19 protein-coding genes are annotated in these 19,737 nt (G+C 48.7%); 4 read left to right on the top strand and 15 right to left on the bottom strand.

The window, feature by feature from the left end; translation table 11 throughout:
- Positions 1–403: 403 nt before the first annotated feature.
- The 5 genes from QW520_07865 to QW520_07885 all read right to left on the bottom strand — a co-directional run bounded on the left by QW520_07865 (position 404) and on the right by QW520_07885 (position 7,240).
- Positions 404–697 (bottom strand): ferritin family protein, encoded by a 294-nt coding sequence (locus QW520_07865; protein ID MEM0449717.1) that lies wholly within the window; start codon positions 695–697, stop codon positions 404–406.
- 360 nt (positions 698–1,057) lie between these two features.
- Positions 1,058–2,827 carry an ABC-F family ATP-binding cassette domain-containing protein gene (locus QW520_07870; protein ID MEM0449718.1) on the bottom strand — a complete coding sequence of 590 codons (1,770 nt, stop codon included), beginning with the start codon at positions 2,825–2,827 and terminating at the stop codon, positions 1,058–1,060.
- A 42-nt stretch (positions 2,828–2,869) separates the two neighbouring features.
- A complete protein-coding gene (locus QW520_07875; protein MEM0449719.1) occupies positions 2,870–4,603 on the bottom strand; it encodes a hypothetical protein in 1,734 nt (577 codons plus the stop codon).
- Between the two features lie 349 nt (positions 4,604–4,952).
- A complete protein-coding gene (locus QW520_07880; protein ID MEM0449720.1) occupies positions 4,953–6,314 on the bottom strand; it encodes a hypothetical protein in 1,362 nt (453 codons plus the stop codon).
- Positions 6,315–6,667: 353 nt separating this feature from the next.
- Positions 6,668–7,240, bottom strand: a complete 573-nt coding sequence (locus QW520_07885; GenBank protein ID MEM0449721.1) for a TasA family protein — start codon at positions 7,238–7,240, stop codon at positions 6,668–6,670.
- Positions 7,241–7,582: 342 nt separating this feature from the next.
- Between QW520_07885 and QW520_07890 the strand changes: the two genes are divergently transcribed.
- A complete protein-coding gene (locus QW520_07890) occupies positions 7,583–8,434 on the top strand; it encodes a 4Fe-4S binding protein (GenBank protein MEM0449722.1) in 852 nt (283 codons plus the stop codon).
- Positions 8,435–8,566: 132 nt separating this feature from the next.
- Here the strand turns inward: QW520_07890 and QW520_07895 are convergent, their stop codons facing one another.
- Positions 8,567–9,124, bottom strand: coding sequence for a DUF308 domain-containing protein (locus QW520_07895; GenBank protein MEM0449723.1), 558 nt, complete (start codon positions 9,122–9,124; stop codon positions 8,567–8,569).
- Positions 9,125–9,427: 303 nt separating this feature from the next.
- Here QW520_07895 and QW520_07900 point away from each other — a divergent pair, with 303 nt between their 5' ends.
- Entirely contained in the window at positions 9,428–9,667 is a 240-nt protein-coding gene (locus tag QW520_07900) for a hypothetical protein (protein MEM0449724.1), read from the top strand.
- Positions 9,668–9,682: 15 nt separating this feature from the next.
- Here QW520_07900 and QW520_07905 read toward each other — a convergent pair whose 3' ends face one another.
- The 4 genes from QW520_07905 to QW520_07920 all read right to left on the bottom strand — a co-directional run bounded on the left by QW520_07905 (position 9,683) and on the right by QW520_07920 (position 13,565).
- On the bottom strand, positions 9,683–11,083 hold the full coding sequence (locus tag QW520_07905; protein ID MEM0449725.1) for a DEAD/DEAH box helicase: 1,401 nt from the start codon (positions 11,081–11,083) through the stop codon (positions 9,683–9,685).
- Positions 11,084–11,169: 86 nt separating this feature from the next.
- Positions 11,170–11,658, bottom strand: a complete 489-nt coding sequence (locus tag QW520_07910; GenBank protein ID MEM0449726.1) for a hypothetical protein — start codon at positions 11,656–11,658, stop codon at positions 11,170–11,172.
- A gap of 95 nt (positions 11,659–11,753) precedes the next feature.
- Positions 11,754–12,191, bottom strand: coding sequence for a ferritin-like domain-containing protein (locus QW520_07915; GenBank protein MEM0449727.1), 438 nt, complete (start codon positions 12,189–12,191; stop codon positions 11,754–11,756).
- Between the two features lie 84 nt (positions 12,192–12,275).
- Positions 12,276–13,565: a CorA family divalent cation transporter gene (locus tag QW520_07920; protein ID MEM0449728.1), complete on the bottom strand. Its 1,290-nt coding sequence runs from the start codon at positions 13,563–13,565 to the stop codon at positions 12,276–12,278.
- 25 nt (positions 13,566–13,590) lie between these two features.
- Here QW520_07920 and QW520_07925 point away from each other — a divergent pair, with 25 nt between their 5' ends.
- Complete coding sequence (locus tag QW520_07925) at positions 13,591–14,163, top strand: DUF998 domain-containing protein (protein MEM0449729.1); 573 nt, start codon at positions 13,591–13,593, stop codon at positions 14,161–14,163.
- On the opposite strand, the gene hypD is transcribed toward QW520_07925, so the two are convergent.
- The 5 genes from hypD to QW520_07950 are packed head-to-tail and all read right to left on the bottom strand — an operon-like array spanning position 14,164 to position 18,434.
- On the bottom strand, positions 14,164–15,270 hold the full coding sequence (gene hypD, locus QW520_07930; protein ID MEM0449730.1) for a hydrogenase formation protein HypD: 1,107 nt from the start codon (positions 15,268–15,270) through the stop codon (positions 14,164–14,166). It abuts the gene before it with no gap.
- Positions 15,234–15,605, bottom strand: a complete 372-nt coding sequence (gene hypA / locus QW520_07935) for a hydrogenase maturation nickel metallochaperone HypA (protein ID MEM0449731.1) — start codon at positions 15,603–15,605, stop codon at positions 15,234–15,236. Before hypA ends, hypD begins: the two co-directional genes overlap by 37 nt.
- Positions 15,606–15,629: 24 nt before the next feature.
- Positions 15,630–16,340, bottom strand: coding sequence for an endonuclease III (gene nth / locus QW520_07940; GenBank protein MEM0449732.1), 711 nt, complete (start codon positions 16,338–16,340; stop codon positions 15,630–15,632).
- Positions 16,327–17,619, bottom strand: a complete 1,293-nt coding sequence (locus QW520_07945; GenBank protein MEM0449733.1) for a folylpolyglutamate synthase/dihydrofolate synthase family protein — start codon at positions 17,617–17,619, stop codon at positions 16,327–16,329. The genes nth and QW520_07945 overlap by 14 nt, the downstream gene beginning before the upstream one ends.
- Before the next feature lie 26 nt (positions 17,620–17,645).
- On the bottom strand, positions 17,646–18,434 hold the full coding sequence (locus QW520_07950) for an asparagine synthase C-terminal domain-containing protein (protein MEM0449734.1): 789 nt from the start codon (positions 18,432–18,434) through the stop codon (positions 17,646–17,648).
- A gap of 77 nt (positions 18,435–18,511) precedes the next feature.
- On the opposite strand from QW520_07950, the gene QW520_07955 reads away from it, so the two are divergent.
- Positions 18,512–19,737: CoA-binding protein (locus tag QW520_07955; GenBank protein ID MEM0449735.1), on the top strand; the 1,226-nt coding region annotated here is incomplete at its 3' end.

Consider the following 19,737-nt stretch of genomic DNA (forward strand, 5'->3'; position numbering starts at 1 on the left):
TTATCATTTGCGATAGCAAGTAGGGTTTGTATTTAAATTATCATTCAATTTTCATTAGTAAATGCCGCGGTGGCAGAGTAAGATCACGCATGGTCCTGCAAAACCATCACGCCGGTGAAAGTCCGGACCCGCGGCTCCATCTAACATATTATCATTCCATAACATTCTGAAAATGCTCACGCGTATAATGCTTGATCAAATCACAGGTGTTCGCATTGCTTACGAATGCCAGCTCTATTAATAAGTACTCCAGTTCCTCATTATTCCTTTAATATGGCATTCACATAATGGCTATTAACTAGACTTCCTTCTTTGAAGTTCCAATAGAGTCTTCAAGCTTGCAGCTGTGGTTTTGCTTAATTTTCTTCACTTTTTGCACGCTTTTTGAGGTCTTAAGTCTCATCTACTTCTCTGTAAGCTCTTCGACTTCCTCTTTTCCATGCTCAAGTTCCTCCCTCTGCTCCAGATCATACTTTAGGAGCAAGGCTTGGAACTCTCCGACATGTGTTTTCTCTTCCTTTGCTACATCCAAAAGGACTTTTCGGATATCATCCTTTTTAACCATCGAAGCCAATTGCTCGTAAAGTGAGATGGCATCCAGTTCAGCGATAATGGCAAGGCGTAAGGCCTCTTTTTCTACGTCACCCTGCTTGATTTTAGTAATGTCTATTGTTGGTTGCGAAAGCACGAACTCCACTCCTTGCAGGAGTGAAAGCTAGCAATGCAAAAAAATCTTTGCAGAAGTCTATTGGAAAAACAGAATTATTTATCGCGAGCCTTTTTGATTCGAAAGATAAATAAAAAATATATGGCAGATGGCAAACCTTCGGAGAATTGGAAGTTCTGACCTGCAGTGCTTCACTAAAACGATTAGTTAAATCCTATTACTTCCTTATCATGTGCATCTAATGAATCAAAGCATTCATCGAATGCTCATTATCATAAAGGCAGCCATATTAACATGCCTCAGAGAAATCTCAGGCATGATGCTGTTGCCTCACCGAAGATATTGAAATAAATAAAAATATCAATCTAATTATTTAATCCAATGGTTGGACTATTCTACCTTTTTAACCTTCTTATATTCCTTCCTATCTAATTTTTTCAACTTGCCATTATCGAAGGCCCATTTATAAAATTCGAGTTCGGAGGGAGCGATTGCTATCGTATCACCCGATCTAAGTTTCTTTCTAGTAGTCCAATCAGTGAACCCGCTCACTACGCGATACACCTGGGCTTCGGTAAGATATTCCTCTTGACGCCACACGCCCTGCATCTGCGAATAGGTCCCGTTGAAAAACCTTAGCATACCACCCCGCAGCTCCGCCACTCGATTACAAATCGCATCTAGAAGGTAACGGTCATGCGTTACGAGTATCAGAGTACCAGGATATTCCTTCAGCGCTTCTTCCAGGGCCTCTCGCGATGCCACATCAAGATAATTATTGGGCTCGTCTAAGAGCAATAAATTCCGCTGTTCGCATATAAGCAGGGCAATAGCGACCTTAGCTCTCTCCCCACCGGACAGCTTCTCTATCGGTGTCTTTACCTTTAGATCATCGAAAAGAAGTTTTGCCAATATAGATCTGGCTGCGGCTCTGTCATCTTTTCCCAGAACTTGTAACAATTGCTCCTCGGGCGTCAGGCGTTCGTCCAGCCCATCATGACTTTGGGAGAAGTAGCCTATTTTAGCGGCGGGAGAGATCCATAGCTCCCCAAGATATGGCAATTCCCCATTGAGTACTTTAAGCAGACTAGTCTTTCCCGAGCCGTTGGGCCCGAAAACGCCTAATTTGTCACCTAAGTTAAGCTCGAAATCAACCATGTCCAAGATTTTTTGCTTACCTCTCGCTACAAGAAGATTTTTGGCCCTGATGAAGGCTTTGCCATGCTTGTCCGCTGTACTGATTTGAAAGCTAATACTTCCTTCTTCACGAATCGTCTCGACAGGGGTCAAGCGCTCTGCTCTTCTGATCATGGCTTTGTGAGCCCTTCCATAGCGATTGCGCAGATGCTGCTCCTCCGCTGCTTTCAATAAACGATCGCGCTCGTGTCTCAATTTTTCCTCGGCCAATCTTAGCTTCTCTTTTTCCAACTTCTTCTTTTCCACAAAATCGGAATAATTTCCTCGATACTCACGAAGTTTTCCATCATCCAAATCCCATATGGTAGATACCATGCTATTCAGGAAATAACGGTCATGGGACACTACCACCAGCGCTCCTTTGTATCTTAATAGGAATTCCTCCAAGGCCTGTGTGCCTTCGATATCTAAATGACTGGTAGGCTCATCGAGTATCAACAGCTCAGCATCTTCAGCCTGCATCATCAAGCGCGCCAAGCGCATCTTGGTCTGTTCCCCACCGCTCAACCCTTGAAATGAACTGTTCCACAAATTGTCCGGGATTCCCAGTTGCTGCTTGGCTCTATTTCTAAATTCTTCCACAGAATGGTCCTTGCCTGATGCCAATTCCTCCAGCAGGCGATCATACTCCATCACTACCGTGTTCATGTCAATACTGGTATCGGATGCGGCTTGCATCATCAACTGCTCCAGCTCTTCCAAGCGAGCCTGCTTCGCCTTCTGCTTAGGATCGAGACAGAAATCCTGAATAATGCCCTCCTCGGATTCAAACTGCGGGAGATATCCTATTTTCGATGTGCGAACTTCGATTTCCCCCGTATCTGGTTTAATCTCCCCTACGAGTAAGCGGAGCAGAGTGCTCTTCCCAGAGCCATTAGACCCTACTAATCCGATGCGATCCCCTGGCTCAATGATGGCTGTGACCGACTTCAACACATCTTTCTTCCCGAATGACTTTGACACTTCACGCGCACTTAGAAGCACATTCCTAGCATTATTTGCCCCTTAATCATCCTTTTCTTTACCAGCCGCAAGAACATACACAACTTTATGATCTTGCTGGACTGCTAGTATTTTTCCTTCTTCGATTAGCTGTGCCAATGCTTTCATGGCCAGCTCGGCATTCTTATTCCTCGGCACATTTTCGAGGGCGATTTGACCTCGTTGTCTAATCGAGGTCAGTATGAAATCCTTGGCTATTCTAAGGCGTCGGACCTCGAATTCTTCTTCTTGAATGATTTTCTGCTCCGCGCGTGCCAATGGGTCTGCTGCAGAAGCCTTCGATGATTTCATTATGGTGCCCCAAGTAGAGTCAGAATTAATCGCGTCATTAGATGTCATTACTCTAATTTTTATATCCTTCATGCTCTGGTTTCTTAACCCTTCTGATGATGGCTGTGATGCTTTCTTGTCCTCAATTTCAGAAATTTGGATTTCATAACCTGATTGAGGCGATGCTGGTAATGTAGATTCCAAAGTTGCTGTTTCCTTCGTCTTAATATCCTTTGTCTTATCCTGAATATGGGATAGAATGCTCTTTTGTCTCTGGCTCAGTACCGTAAGGGCCATATCAGAGTGCAAGAGCTTAGACTCCAATTCCATCATCCTTCGGCGCATTTGTGAAATATTTTTCTGCGTCTGTCTCCATGTGATTGCGCTGCGTACAAGGGCAAATGGTATAAAAAGACCTAAACCTAGAAACGGCAATATCAATGACCAATTTATTTCGGTTCTTATCTCCACCTGCTCTTTCATGCCTAAGATTTCGATGTCGTAAGAACCTTCTCCCAAACCCGTGACTTCGAAACGTATCTCTCCCTTCTCAAGAGGACCTAAAGAAACTTTCTCGGACTTAACTGGCTTCCCATTTATGAATAGAGTGATATCCCTGGTCCCATTAATTTCGCCGACGTTGATAAGGGTAAGGACGACAGATACCACATCCCCTGACTTCCTCACCAATTCGATTGGCCCCCAGAAAACTTTACTGCTGGATTCGATGCTCAGCGCGGTGGGAAGGAGATATGCTGCTTGCTGAGGATCGAAGGATGCGATGATTGCCATCTCCCCTCCCCTATTGAAATAGGCAGAACACTGCCCCACACGCATGACATCGCCCATGGATGGCGGTAATGGGGACCATTCGCCCTCACTGAATAGATAAATCCCGATCATCCTTGTGACTGAGGGCAATAGACTAGGATCATAGCTCATGATCAAAGTCAAAGGACCATCCGCTATTCTCCCCGAGACTCTTTGACCATTGCAGTATGCGTCGATGTTTATTGCGGAGCCGATGATGGCCATTCCTTTAGCGGTCGACCGGCTGTTTTCGGATCTCTTAATCATGATCGAATCCAAAGGAGTTATAGCTCTGGTGTCATCATATGTCCATAACCGCGTCCCTACCGCGACCAAAACGGCTACGCTTCGATCCTTGGACTCGGCTAGGAAATTGTCCACAGCCCTGCCTTCCGAATCCAATAGAATGGTATTGGGATTACCCAATACATTCATCTTCATCCATGCCATCCCTGGGCGTGGCGGGGGCATATCCCCTAGGAGATAGTTGATGTTGAAGCTTAAGCTATCACCCTGCGCTTCATTCTGGGGTTGATATGTTTCCTCAAATTCCCAATACCAGACAATATCTACCGTGGCTCCCGCTCTAACATTCAATATCCAAACGTAGGTGGCAGAGAATGCTGATGATGGGAATTGACGGATGCTACAGGGCATCTGCAAGTTGGTGGTAAGGCCTCTGGCCTGTACCTTGAACTTAAGATAATCATCCAGATGAGCGCCGTCCCCTCCCCAATCGCTTTCGGTGATAGCCGTTACCCATATAGCAATCTGTCCATCCAGGGAGCCTTTGTTTCTTAATTGAACTGTTCTAGTCCCTAGATCTCCCGGTTTGATGTCCTTGACGGAGAATGGGGTAGCTAACCCCTCTCCGATTTCCAGGTCGATGTATGGCTCTTGGGCTGAAACCGAACCCGACGCTAAAAGTACCCAGCTGCTGGCGAATAATATGATAATGAAGAGACAGGATGAAATCCTTGGTATGCCAAATGAACTTAACCTGGCCTCAGAGATAATGCAACCTCACCTCCATGAGCAAAGGCGTGAATCGGGAATCATTGGTTGAAAGGTATGCGCGCCATTGCAAGTATCGACCTGATGACAAAACATAGGCAACTTGAGGATTTGTGCCTAATTCCAGCCACTCTGATTGTGGTTGGCCTCCGACTAAACGATCCGAGGATCGAACTTGAAGCTTGATCCCGGTGCCTGCAGGAGTGCTCGAGTCCCAAAACACACCCACGAGTGTGGTTCCTTCCGAGCCTGTATCCCAAACGGAAGAGGTCATTGAGCCAGAAAGCAGTAATTTTTTAGGGCTTGAGGCCAAAGCAGCGCCTTCGGCCACTTTGGCAGGAAGGCTAGCGCTTTGCGACCAAACGTCTTTATTCGAATCATACACATAAGCTAGTGAAGTGCCATCTCCTATCACAGCATAGACTTTACCCGGGTGCATGAAGGCAAGACTGGCCCCTAATCCAATGGCTCTTGGGAGAGGGGATAAGGAATTCCATGTATCGGTTTCTATACTATATTTCCAAAAATGCGGGGAATTGTAACCGCGGATAACATAAATGCTGCCCGCACCGTCATAGGCCATTGCTGCCCCACTACCAATCGTTGAAGGCGCACTGGACAGAATGGTCCATGAGTCCTGTGACGCATCATATCTGAGGAAGGTAGTCGTCCCTCCACCACACAGTACATAGATATGACCCATCCCGTCCGCCATCAGACAGCCCCCGAAATCGATTTGCAGAGGTGTAGGCGCAAGTTGAAGCCAAGCATTTAAGGAAATGCTGAAGCGCCAAAAGCCATGTTCTCCGCCCCCCTGGATGAGATAAAGATTTCCAAAACCATCATATGCTAAGCCTCCGCCCGCTTTCACAGAAGCAGGCGTGCGAGGCAAGTTTGACCAGGAATTGGTCAAGGCATCATATCTCCAGAACTGGCGAGTGCCACCTTGAGTCGCATAAAGGTATCTGTTCTCATCACTAACTAGAGAGCTGCCCTCATTCTTCAGGGATGCAGGAGCGTTGGTCAAGAAAGACCAAGTGGATGAAGTCGTGTTGTATCTCAGGAATTGATTTGAATTCGAGCCTCTAAAGGCATAAAGAAATTCGGTTTTGCCCTGAAGCATAACGTTGCCAGGAGATGAGTTCACGTCCAAGTTCTCCATAGTATTTGTCAGGAAGTCAGCAAGCGTTGTGTGGATCCATGCTTTGGTTCCAGAGGCAGAAAGGGAAATTTTGGTTGTTTCAGTATCTATGCAAGATGCAGAGGTTCCTAATACGCTCAAGAAGACCAGTAAAAGACTCATCATGATGGACATAGCGATTTTAATCTCATTGAGTGCTGGCAACATCCACATCTTTCCTTTGTTTAATCATTCAAGATTTTCCCGGCCAATAATGGCTATAAGGGCATAGAGCAGAGTTTCGAGATGGATTTCATCTCACGAGCTTAATCCGCACATTTCCACCTCGCAATCGAAGCCATGGAGTTGGGATCTGCTGCAAAACCCCTCTTCTCTAATCCTATTGCTCGCTCCTCGGACAGTATTTATCATTCTTGTTCTACGACTTCCATTTGCGCTGATCCTTCTTAATTTGAATCTCCTATGTGCTAGCTCATTTTCGGATATCCTCTAGATGCAACCCCCCCTTTTCTTCTCTATTATTAAATTGAAATGGGTGGACCTTTCGATCCCCCCCGTTAAAGGAATTACACCTGTTGCAAAACGAACACGATGTCGAATGTCACCGTATCTCCCATAATTTCATTGCCAACGGTAGTGGGCACACTGTAATATATCCCGATATTGACAGTTGCTCCAATGGCCATCTCTCCATATGTCACAGTGGCGCCATTGAAGGCGTTAAGCTTTCCCGACCAGAGCAGACTCTCACCAGCATCCCTTAGTCCGTTGGCATTAGCGTCAACGAATATCTCGATATCGACGTTGGAGCTGAGATCGCCTGGCTCTGCGGTATTCGTCTCGGGCTCGTAATTCATTCCTTCTGCATCGACTAAGTTCTGACCGGAAATCCTCAACTCCGCGACGATAGAACCCTGGTTCTGAACCTGAATGTAGGAGCTGCCTGAGCTACCTGGGACCATATTGATGAAGCTGATTGGCATAGAACCAGCGGTGCCCAGAACTAGATCTAGGCTACCGGCGCTGAACTGATTTCCAGAGCTCGTCTCCGTGTCGCTGAAGTATGCATAGGCACCGCCAGCGATTAAGGCGGCGGCAAGCATAGCTCCGATCGCCAACATCACCATCCTCTTTTTCAACTAGTTTTCCTCCTTAATTTATTTTAGTGAATCTATGATTTACAAAGGATGTTTATAACCTAAATGACCTGATTATCAATTGTGATTTCAGTTTTTAAAATAAGCTGGCATTATTTCTATCATAAGTGATTATTAAATTTTGAGAATGACCTTCTCGATTTGTTATATAGTATGATAACATAAAATAAAAACAAAATTTGAGTCTCTTCAAGATTCAACAAATTATTTCTTTAATATCTAAATCGAACCTCTTGCCTTCGATTTTGATGAAGATAGTTCTGCTTCGTCGATTAAGGGAAGAGATATTGAAGCTAGAAGAACATTTCTTCTCGTATGGGCCGGATGACGCATCTATATACGCGCATAATCAGGAAGACCTTTGATAAGCGCTTCTTCATGGCCAAGCTTACACGCCTGCCTATCCTTGGTCAGGCCATGGAGTTTGCTTTCTTCGAGGACGATGACATAATCATCCTTCCAAAAGAGAAGGTGGCCGAGAAAGCGGTGTCGCGTTCCAGGACCATTGAAATTAATATTCGAGCTGAGCCTGAGAACGTAGTTCTGCCTTCAGCGGTTATAGAGTACTTCGTGTTACGATCTAGATACATATTCATCATGGACAAATGCATGTGCCGAGATGCCAACCATTGCGAGAATTATCCAGCCAGTCTGGGATGCGTTTTTTTGGGAAGAGGCGTCTTGAAAATCCCTAAGGACATGGGTAGGATGGCCACACCAGAGGAGGCCCTCGAACATCTGCGAAAGTGCAGGGAAGCAGGCCTTGTGCATCTGATAGGACGTGACAAGATCGATTCCGTCTGGCTAGGTACAGGACCAAAGGAAGACCTTCTGTCGATCTGCTCTTGCTGCGAGTGCTGCTGCCTATGGAAGATGTTGCCAGAACTGAACGAGAGCATTAATGCCACCGTGACACGCATGCCTGGAGTGGAGCTGATAATCGACCAAGATAAATGCGTTGGATGTGAAAAATGCGTTAGGGAAGGAGTGTGCTACGTCTCTGCAATTTTTATAAAAGAGGGCAAAGCCAGAATCGAACTAAATCTTTGCAAGGGATGCGGTAGATGTGTGGAGATTTGTCCCAAACAAGCCATTGAGATGCATATCTTGGAATCGGACTTTCTACAACGAACGATAAATAGAATCCAACCTTTGGTGAATGTCTCAAAACCATGAGTTGCGATTCTATTATACTAATCTATCGTGTGGCTTCTATTGATTTCATTCGTTCTCCTTCTTAGTCAGAAAAAAAAGGTGAGACGGGGAATGGATTTAAGAGATCGCCATTCCCCGCCACTTTATCCTTTTCTAAGACCTCACCCTTCTCATTTGCACGGACTCGAATACCTGCACGAAGCCAGCCAGGATGACCAAAATACCAGCTATGTAAACCACTGTGGTAAGTGAGGACTCTGGATAAGCGAGGAATATAACGCCTAACACAATGGCGATCAATCCTGTCGCCACGGCCATCCACTTACCGTTGTCGCCATAAATCGTATTCATATTCTCTGCAGGGACCATGAAAGCGGCAACTATCTCGAAAATGCCCCAGATTATCGCCCAGATAGCTATGAGTATCCAGCCCGCGATGAGGACATAATATGGTGTGAGTATGGCCAATATCCCGATGATTATGCTTAGGATTCCAGATAGGATAAAGAGCCATTTCGCAGACTTGGCCTCGGGGGCAGACAAGCCGAATACCGCCTGAATAAAGCCCAAGAACAACATCATTACACCAAATACAATAACCACTATCCCTACGGTTATCTCAGGATACACAATTATCAGAATCCCAAGGATAACCAGTAGAAAGCCTCCAAGCATCCGCCACATCCAATTATTCTTTCCACCATCTACCACATTCTTTCCTCCAATGTTTTTTGAAGTCAGGCTCCGACACAACAAGCCCCAAGCCAGCTCAGCATAAGTTAGAAGTATTTTATTATAAAAGTATCGTTAAAAATCCCAGGTTTTTCGTTAATTTAATTCTTAACGGCTTGCAGATTATACTTAACATACCAAACATTGATATATGTAAAAGCCTCTGAGCAACTGGAGCCTGGGATAAATTTGGGCGAAATTAATCATCTGAACAGAAGGTCTGGTGGAAAGCGTAGGAATTTTGAAGAGAAAACGTATAAGAAGGATTATACTCGCGTGGCAATGCTAAATGTGAGGCGTCTTAGCGGCTTCAAATATGATGTCAAGGAGATTCTTAACGGTTCCAATATCGATTCTGCTTATGCCTCAGCCCTTTTGGCCAACATCATCGCTAAGGCATCCAGAGTATCTATATCCGAAGCTAAGGAGTACGTTCGCGGGGAGTCTTTGAAAGGTTACTATCAGAAGGAAGTTTCTGACGATATCTGCTCCCTTCTTGACAGGTATGCGAAATATCGCTGAAAGTCTGAAGATTTCTTATTTCTTCAAAGGCTCGAAGCTGAGCTTCTTTCCCTTATAATTGGCTCCTTCCATGGCCTTCATGGACTTTAGGGCAACATCCTTGTGCACTTCGACAATGGAATGCTGCTCACCCACTTCTATGTGCCCAATAGCGAGATCGCTTATTCTCGCTTTTTTGGCTACCAGGTTGGAAAGGTCAGGTGAAGAGACTTTGTCCTCCTTTCCCAGATTTATGCGGAATTTCACCATGCCGAAAATGTCCGAAATTTCATCGAAATCCCAGACTTTTCTCACTCTCTCCCTACCATGACTTTCTGGTACATTCACCTGGACTACTCCGACACCGCTGAAGTCCTTGATCTCCTTAAGGAGGTGTTCTTCTTGCGAGGTGACGAAGGTGATCGCCTTTCCCTCTTTGCCTGCCCTTCCAGTTCGGCCTATGCGATGCACATAAACCTCTGGATTCTCAGGGATGTCATAATTGATGACGTGAGTCACTCCCTCTATATCCAATCCCCGAGCGGCCACATCCGTGGCTATGAGGACCTTGATGCGATCGTTGCGGAAGTCCTCGAGCACCTTCTCTCTCTTAGCCTGGGTTAGGTCTCCATGAAGGGCCGCTACTGGATAACCGTACGACCCGAGGGCCTTCGCAAGGATGTCTACCATTTTTTTGGTTTGACAGAAAATCATAGCCTTTGGCTTCTCTGAATCGAGGATGCGGCATAGCGCCCATATCTTGTTCTTCCTCCCGATGTTGATATAGACCTGCTGCGTATTGGGCAATACTAGTCTCTCCTCAGAAATGTTGACCTTCTCTGGATCATTCATTTGCTCCGCTGCCAGTTCCTTTATTTCCGAAGGTAAGGTGGCTGAGAAAAGATACGTATTGCGCTTCTTGGGGAGCTTGGACATTATGTAGCGGATATCGTCGATGAAACCCATGTCCAGCATGCGGTCGGCCTCATCCAGGACGAGATGTTTTATGTTGCGAAGGTCAAGCGTGCCCCTCTTTATGTGGTCAATAATCCTTCCTGGTGTTCCCACAACTATATCCACACCTTTACGTAATTGCTCGAGCTGCGACTCTATTGACGCCCCTCCATACACTGGGAGCACTTTAAGGTTCATGAATTCCCCCAATCTTTCCAGCTCTTCCGAGACCTGTATCCCCAATTCGCGCGTAGGCACCAAGACCAATGCGCTTGGAGTCTTGCCTTTAGATATTTTTTGCAACAGAGGGATGCCGAAGGCAGCGGTCTTTCCGGTACCAGTTTGGGCTTGCGCCATGACGTCCTTGCCCTTCATGATTAAAGGTATGGTTGCCAGTTGCACCGGTGTAGGCTCTTCCCAGCCTAATTTCTCAATCGCCTTCATTATCCGAGAATCTATTCCCAAGGATTCGAAACCCGCCATCTATTTCACGCTTTGCTAGTCCACCATCTTATATCAAGCCTAAATGATTTGCCTTTAAAAGGAGATGTTACGATTTGACGATGACTTCACCGTATCATCTTCACCCTGCCAACGTAGAAATGTATCGAATCTCTATGGCTTGTCTCATCCTCGATGAGGTCGTCTAATATCTCCATCATTCTCTCTAGGCTTCCTTCTTTGACGTATTGCTTCAAATCTGAACGTAGCATGGCATGTTTTATGGCAGCATAAAGGTCAAGCATCAGTTGCTCATACCTCTCAAGCTCCAGAAGAGTGTCGAGCTCCGATCTGCCCCTGAAATCGAAAGAGACTGTAGGTAAAGGCGGAGCTTTGTACTCCTCAGGCAGTACGATCATCGCCAGCATTTCCTTAACCAAATTGGCATGTTTCTCCGAATCGGAAATCAGCTCGAAGAGGAGTTCGCGATAGCGCGGACTAGTCACGGCTACATATCCTTCCCATTCCGCTGCTGTCTCATATTCAGACTCTATCTGAAGAGCTTTGCTCAGCAACTTATGAAGCTCTTCCGCGCTGCGAATCTGCATCTCTCGCACCTGCTTTGGCGAAGGAGAGAAGGCGATATTTAGAGCCTTTCGGCTGAGACATCGCGATTGATTTTGAGATGAGGTGGGAGTCTAGTCAAATACAATCATTTTTTCTTCGCCGGCTTCTTTCCCTCCTTCAAGCCAGTAAAGAAGTCATGATGCTCCTCTTCGTCTTCCAATATCTCACGGAAGATGAAGGCTGTGGTGATGTCACCCTCCTCCTCGGCGTCTCGGATTATCTGCCTGTACATGTCGATTGCTTCCTGTTCGGCCTTTATATCGTTGTCCACCATTTCCCAGAATTCATCGCCCACCTCGATGTTGGCAGGCTTAGTGGTTGGCACACCTCCCAGATACCAGAGTCGCTCGGCAATTTTCTCTGCATGCTTCATCTCTACGATGGATATGTTCTTGAACTCCTCGCTAACAGCGTAATGCTCAACGCCTCTCCACTGCACATGCTGCCAAATGTACTGAATAGACACCTGGAGCTCTCTCGCTATAGCCTTATTCAACATGTCCAATAGCTTTTGTGATGCCATAATTATCCCTCCACGGAGACGTCTCCGCTCGTCATAAAATTCCAGCCATTCATTAATAAAGGTTGCTAAAAACGCCTTTCTGTCTCATTTTTCTTGAGAGCCCTCGGAGTGCCCTAAAGAGTCAAGATCAGAGTCCGAGGGGGGGATGATTCCACGTCGCTTCACCCACCAGAATGCTAGGAATGTGGCATTAACCGTGGCCATTATTAGCACTAATGAATACCATAACGCCAATGGGGCATCCATACCCGCGTATGAAGAGACGATGGTGGCCAAAGTGTTGGGCACCAATACAGCCGTGCCCAGGATGGTAAGCCATGCCACGGCGAGTGTCATGCGGTTGTTGAGCATCTGCAGCTGGTTATTGTAAATCGATTGCAGGACCTCCAGTCCTGAGGCCAAAACATCAGACATATGCTCAGCCAAGGAGATTTGGCGGTTGACGTCCTCGATCAATAAGCCGATCTTGGCTAGCACTTTGGGATTGTCTGTGATGACGTCCGCATCCCCATAGCGCAAGGAATTAAGGACATCATTGGTGCGCCACATAGAGTTGAGATACTCAATCAACGCATGCTTCATCTCGTATATATTGCGACCCAGCTTTTCCCTAGGAGCCTTGGGATCAGAGAGATACTCACTCATCTTATCCCCCTGATCTTGAATCTCGCGCAATTGCTCGAAGTTACGGTTGTTGTTCTCATCCAGGATGCGCACCAACATGTTGGTCAGCTTATCCTCGGGAGGCATGCTCTCTGGAAGCTTGCGTAGGAAGGTGTCAGCGTAGCGCGAAAATTGGATGAATCGCGTCACTCCTTCATTATGGATAGTAAGTATCAGATTCCTGCGTATAAGGATGATCAGATTGTAGGTTTTTATCTCCAAACCCATGATCCTCAGGGCTGGGACCATCAGGCCCAATTCTACATCGCGATCCTCGTAATTTGAATAGAATCCTTTCATCAGAGCGGAGACGATGGTATCACTGAATCCCAATTTCGCCGCCACTTCGGTGCCTTCCTTCTCCAGATCGCTCACGGTAAAATTTATCCAGGCGATACTGGAATTTTGTAATATATCGAGGAAATCCGAGGGCTTATCTGCCTGCATTTTTATCGGCTTTTGACCTATTGGCAGGGCCACGCAGACAGCCTTAGATCCTGATTGTGCCTGAGAGCTTAACCTCCTCTGCATGGCTGAGGGTTGCTCTAGGCTTACCCTTTCGTCCTGAATACCATTGGGCTGAGTCGCGAATATGCCTCCTTGAGCGCAAGGTATCGCATAGCTCCCTTGAATATTTCTCCCTTTTAGAATGGAAAGGAACCTTGATGAAAGGAAGGGAACATTGCCAATAAGATGAATAGAAAGTAACAAAGGATTTGCATGCTAATTGGTGCTCATGAAAGGATTCAAACCTATTTACGGTGCTTGGTCAGGTTTGTTGGGAGCCTTGGCCTTTGCTCTGCTCTGGTCTTGGGCCGTGGTGGCGGACGGTTCTTGGCAGTTTGGGGTGGACACACTTTCCGAGCTGGGGCGGATAGGTGGGGGAGGAAGAGACATCTTTAATTTCGGCGTGATTCTCGCCTCCCTTCTCTGGCTGCCATTCGCCCTAGGGCTGATGAAGATGCTTCCGTCAAGTTGGCTCTCGCGCATCGGAGGCTCGCTGTTCCTTGTCTCAGCGGCTTTCCTTTTTGCCATAGGTATCTTCCCCATCGACTCAGGTACGCCTCACACCGTGGCCAGCTGGGCCTTCTTCATTACCGCGCTGTTATCACTTCTTATGCTAGCCACTCCACTTTACCGTATGGAGGGGTTAGGTGTGATCCCTATGATCGCATCCATAACCGCGCCCATGCTATCCATGGCCTTCCTGGCCTTTACCTCAGTGCCCTTGGCCGAGGCCATAGCTGTGATATGTCTCATGATATGGGCTGTGATAGTCTCATCACACATCATCTTGCTTCGTAGATGATCAACGGCGACTGTAGCGATAGGAGATGTTGCACGAGCCTTCCCGGCTGACCATGCATGGACCCATGGGACGCTTGGGAGTGCAACCCTTGCCGAAAACGGGGCATTGATTAGAGCTGATAATCCCTCTTAGGACTTCACCGCAGCGACAATTTCCCATCTCCTCTTTCACCGAAGGAGCGCCCTGGAGAATGTCATGATACTTTTCCCTTGCATTATGCACAGAGAATTCCTTCCTTAGCTCCAGGGCGCTGCCAGGTATAACAGGGAACCCTCGCCATGCACGATCAACAGGAAAGAATACGCGTTCTATTGTGGAGAGGGCTTTGGGATTCCCCTCAGCCTTCACCACTCTTCTGTACTCGTTCTCCACTTCGTGACGGCCCTCTGAGATCTGCATGCATAGCATAAAAACTGCCATGAGCAGATCCAAGGGTTCGAAGCCCGCTACCACCTGAGGTATCTTCATCTCCTTGGAATAGCGCTCGAAGGGCCTGGTCCCGATGATGGTGGCCACATGCCCAGGTTGGATAAGTCCTTCTATCCTCACTTCTCCCAATTTAAATAGCGCGTCAAGGGCTGGAGGGAGCAAGCGGTGGCAGCTTAGGACGGAGAAATTCTCCGGTGGCTGGCTGAGCAAGACCGAGGCTGTGGTGGGGCTCGTGGTCTCGAAGCCTATGGCCATGAAAGTGAGGTCCTTGACCGTTGGAGCCAGCTTCACGGCGTCCTCCACAGAATATACCACTCTGACATCCGCTCCCTTAGCTTTAGCGTCAGCCAAGGAGCCTATGGGGGTAGGAACCGTCATCATATCACCGAATACAGCGATGGTCACTCCCGCATCCGCCAAAGTGATGGCTTCCACGATCTCTTTGGTGGTGGTCACGCACACGGGACAGCCGGGGCCTTGTCCGATGCTAACCCCGCTGCCCTTGAGCATTTCCTCGATGCCAAATCGCACCAGCGTGTCCTGATGCGTCCCACAGACATGCATTAAATGCGCTTTGATGCCCAATCTCTCTATCGCCTCCACCACTTTTCTGGCGATAGGCTCGTCCCTGAATCTGAACATCAGCGCCCCACCACCTTTAGAGATGTTACCTGGCATCCTTTGCCCTTCACTACTTTTACCGCTGCCCCACATTTCGGGCAGCTGAGATCAGGGACCATGTGATCCCTGGTCCCTTCTATATAAGAGACTGGCCCTGTGTATCCGCATGATGTGCAATCTACTTCCAATTTCTCCTCTGAGATCATTAACTTCGACCCCTCAAGGATCGTTCCCCTAGTGACAACATCGAAGGCGAATTCCAGCTGCTCTCGACCTAGGAAAGTGAGTTCCCCGATGAGCAGATCCACCTCTTCCACTCGCTCCACCTCATATTTTTTCAGCTCTTCGAGCACGGCCTCCACGATGCTGGCCATTACCGATACCTCGTGCACGCCAGCCACACACGCCTTGCCATATTATCTTCCTTTTGGCGTACGAGAAGCATGGCTACGAACTTTTTCTCCTTTTTCCGAGATGGTGTAAAAATCACAAAATTTGGTCAAAGGGCATCGATAGCACCGAGGGTTTCGAGGAAGGCATATCCTCTGACCGAAGCGCACCATGTATGAGTTTACATCTCTCCATAACTCCTGGGGGATTATCTTCATCAAAGCCAGCTCTGTCTCCTCGGGATCATTGGTCCTCACCAGCCCAATACGATTGGAGATGCGATGCACATGTGTATCAACACAAATGGCATCTTTTTTAAAGGCATAGGCGAGAACACAATTGGCCGTCTTCCTGCCCACCATCGGCAGGCGCATCAGCTCTTCCCTATCCGCAGGGACCTGCCCCCCCATTTCCTCATGGATAATTCTCGCTATCTCCTTTATGGCCTTGGCCTTGGCCTCGGGAAAGCCCGCTGGCCTGACCAGGGACTTCAGTCTATCCAAAGGTGCATTGGCTATCTGCTCAGGAGTGTTGAATTCTCTGAAGAGGGCAGAGGAGGCGGAGAAGGTATTGGAGTCCTTGGTCCTCTGCGAAAGCACGGTAGAGATGAGAATGTGAAATGCATCAAGTTCCCAATCTCCTCTCCTCCCTTGATTATGGCCAGGAAATACGCCCTCAGGGCAAACGCGGCGCATGTTCTCAAGAATGATACGGGCGTCTTTGCTACCGCGGGCCATTCGCTTCCCACCAGGCCTTAGCTTCGCCAATGGTGTAAATGGAGCCTGTGACCAGGATGGTATCCATAGGATCCGCTTCCGCCAGTGCCAGCCTTAGCCCTTCCGCCACGGACGAAGCTGTGTGACATTCCGTCAGCTCCGATACCGCCTGACTAACCTTTTCCACGGGATATGCTCTTTCGGTCAAAGGCGCCACTGCGAAAGCCTTGCTCGATATTCGAGCGAAAGGCCTCACCACACCCCTTAGATCCTTGTCTTTCAATACCCCAATTACGAGTATTAATCTCCCCTTAGGCATGAGCCGCTCTAGGTCTCGGGCCACCACGTTTGCCCCTTGCGCCGTATGCGTGGCGTCAAAGAACAGGTAGGGATGGCGATGGACAAGTTCCAGACGACCTGGCCATTTAACCTTAGCCAAACCATCCAAGACCGCCTCATCGCTGATGCCGAACCCTCTGGATCGAAGACACTCCACCGCCACATAAGCCATGGCCACATTGGCAGCCTGATACGAGCCTAAAAGAGGGAGCTGCGCTTCCCTTCCCAGTCGGTATAGGTGCACCCTAGTTCCTTCCAGGTCCGAGGAGACAAGGCGAAAGTCCTTCCCTTCTTCAACTACGTGCAGCCGCGAGTGATGTTCCTCTGCCCTGGAGCTTATCACCTTCAACGCTTCTTCCGCTTCTTCCGCGGTCACCACTGGCACCCCTTCTTTAATGATCCCGGCCTTCTCTCCGGCAATCTTCTCCAAGGTGTCTCCGAGGTAGTCGGTATGCTCCAACCCTATGCGAGTGATGATGCAGCACTCGGGCCTGATGACATTGGTGGCATCCAACCTTCCTCCCATTCCTACCTCCACCACCGCCCATTCAGCGTTCATGTCTGCGAAGTAGAGAAAGGCCAAGGCCGTGGTGGCTTCGAAGAAGGTGGGGCATGCCTCAGGATTGACCAGACACATGTCCTCAATGTGCCCGCGCACCTCTTCGGCCAAGCGGCATAGATGCTGCTGGGAGATAAGGCCACCATTGAACTGCATTCTCTCCCTGAAATCGATGATGTGAGGCGATGTGTAGAGACCAGTGCGGAATCCGTGAGCATGAAGAACGGAATACAGCATGGCGCTCACCGATCCTTTGCCATTGGTGCCCGCTACGTGAACGCTGCGGAATTGCTCTTGAGGATCTCCCAACCTGGCCAACAATTCCTTGATGTTATCAAGGCCCAGTTTGATCCCCCTGCCCTCCAGGCTGTGGAGCCAATCCATGGTCTCCTGATAATCCATATCCCACGCATGATGCCTGCAGAACCTTATAGGGTTTCCTCTCTCAGAGAGGCGATGAGTCGTTTCAAAGGGACTTTTCTTCTTCGGGCCTCGATCTTCATTACCTTTATTACGCCTGACCCGTACTGAGCTGCCTTTTTAGGCCGTGAAGATTCCTCTAGGGAAAGTAGATTAGCCACTCGGCGCAGGATTACTTTGCGCTCATCACCCTCAATCAGATGAGAGGTTTGCAGAGTTCCTGCGACCTCCAAAACTTTGCGGTGGAGATAAGGATGCTTTATTTTCTTAGCAAAATGCTGGGCCAAAGTCCTCTCGCGCTCCACCCCTTCGCTAAGCAGGCTTTCGAGGTCCGATCTAAGGCTCCTCCTCAACATCTCTACTGGCATGTTTTTATATCTAGCATATCCCGCGAAGAGCTCGTCCGCTCCCTGCCCTGAAAGCAGCTCATGCTCTTCCGCTTGCTGCGCGATCATGTACAGAGGCATCTCGAAGGATAAGGTCAAAGGATTCTCTGTCCCCAGTATCTTGGCCAAGGGCAAAAGGGAAGATATCACCCGCTCACGATCAAGGACCAGTGGTCTCCATTCCAGTCCCAATCGTTCTGCGCTACTTCTGGCGGCCTCCAGGTCATGAGAGCCAGCTAGGCCAATGGTGTAAAGCCGGACCTTCACAAATTCCATCGCCAGTTTAGCGAGGATGGTGCTATCCAATCCGCCTGAGAATAGTAGTCCGACCTCGGGCTCATCGCAATCCTCCCTAACCGCCAAACGCAATGCTTCTAGCAAAGTCTCCGCTTCACTCACGCCTCCACGCATGACTCCTCCGATTTATCATTCTCTCCACGGAATCATCATCCTTCCGTGAGGAGAGAGACGGTTGTCGTGAGCGGGACATGATGGTACTGAACGGTTATTATACCCTAGGTGGATTCTTATCCGTGTCGATGAGCTTGGAGCGCCTCTTCAGCCCATGCAGCGTGGCCGTAGTAGGCGCCTCCTCGCAACCGGAAAAGGCAGGCAATGTCATCCTGAGGCAGCTAATCGGGGGTAAGTTCAGGGTCTACCCCGTCAATCCCCACCGCAAGGACATACTTGGACTCCTCTGCTACCCTTCAATCTCCGCCCTGCCAGAAAGGGTGGATGTGGCTATACTGTCAATCTCTGCGGAGGCTACCTTGCAGGCGGTCAAGGACTGCGTGGCCGCCAAGATACCTTTCGTTATATCCGTGGCCGGCGGTTTCGCGGAGATGGGAGAAGAAGGGAAGAGGCTGCAGAATGAGATGGTGCAAGCGATCAAGGGCTCGGAGACGAGATTGCTTGGCCCCAATACTATGGGGGTATTGGTCCCGGGGCAGAAGTTCGACACTTTCTTTCTTCCCAGGGAGCGAAGCCCCAGGCCCAAAGACGGATGTATATCCATCATCTCCCAGAGCGGTTCTGTAATGGTGGGGTTGTATGAGGTGTGCGAGGATCAGGGAGTGGGGCTGCGCGCCTGCGTGGGTGTGGGCAACAAAGCGGACCTTGAAGAAAATGACTTTCTGGCCTACTTCGCTCAGGACCCAGGTACGAAATGCATAGGCTTATATCTCGAATCCTTCTCCGATGGTGAGCGCTTCTATCGCTTGGCAAGAGAGGCGTCGTTGAGGAAGCCGATAGTGGCGGTGAAAGTGGGTGCGACGGCGCACGGAGCACGCGCCGCCTCCTCCCATACAGGAGCTTTGGCCACCTCCTCAGACGCCTTGGTGGACGGAGTGCTATGGCAAGCTGGCGTGATACGCGTGGCGGACGAGTACGAGCTGGTCGATGCCTGCAAGGCATTGGCTGATGTAGGGAAGATAAGTGGTGATCGTATCGCGGTGGTCGGGAGCGCTGGAGGTTTCGGCGTCATCGCCACGGATTATATATGCTCTAAAGAAAGGGGCTTCGGCATGCGCATGGCCGAGTTGAGCGAGGAGACGAAAAACAAGCTCAGGCGCAAGGTCCCGCCCTTCGCTTCGGTGGATAACCCCGTGGACCTGACTGGAGTGGTTACCGACCAAATGTATCATGATGTCATAGTGCTGTTGCAGGAGGAAGAAGGGGTGGATGCCATACTCCTCAACCTGCTCTTCCAACCTCC

The sequence above is a fragment of the Methanomassiliicoccales archaeon genome (genome assembly GCA_038740345.1).
GTDB lineage: Archaea > Thermoplasmatota > Thermoplasmata > Methanomassiliicoccales > UBA472 > JAJRAN01.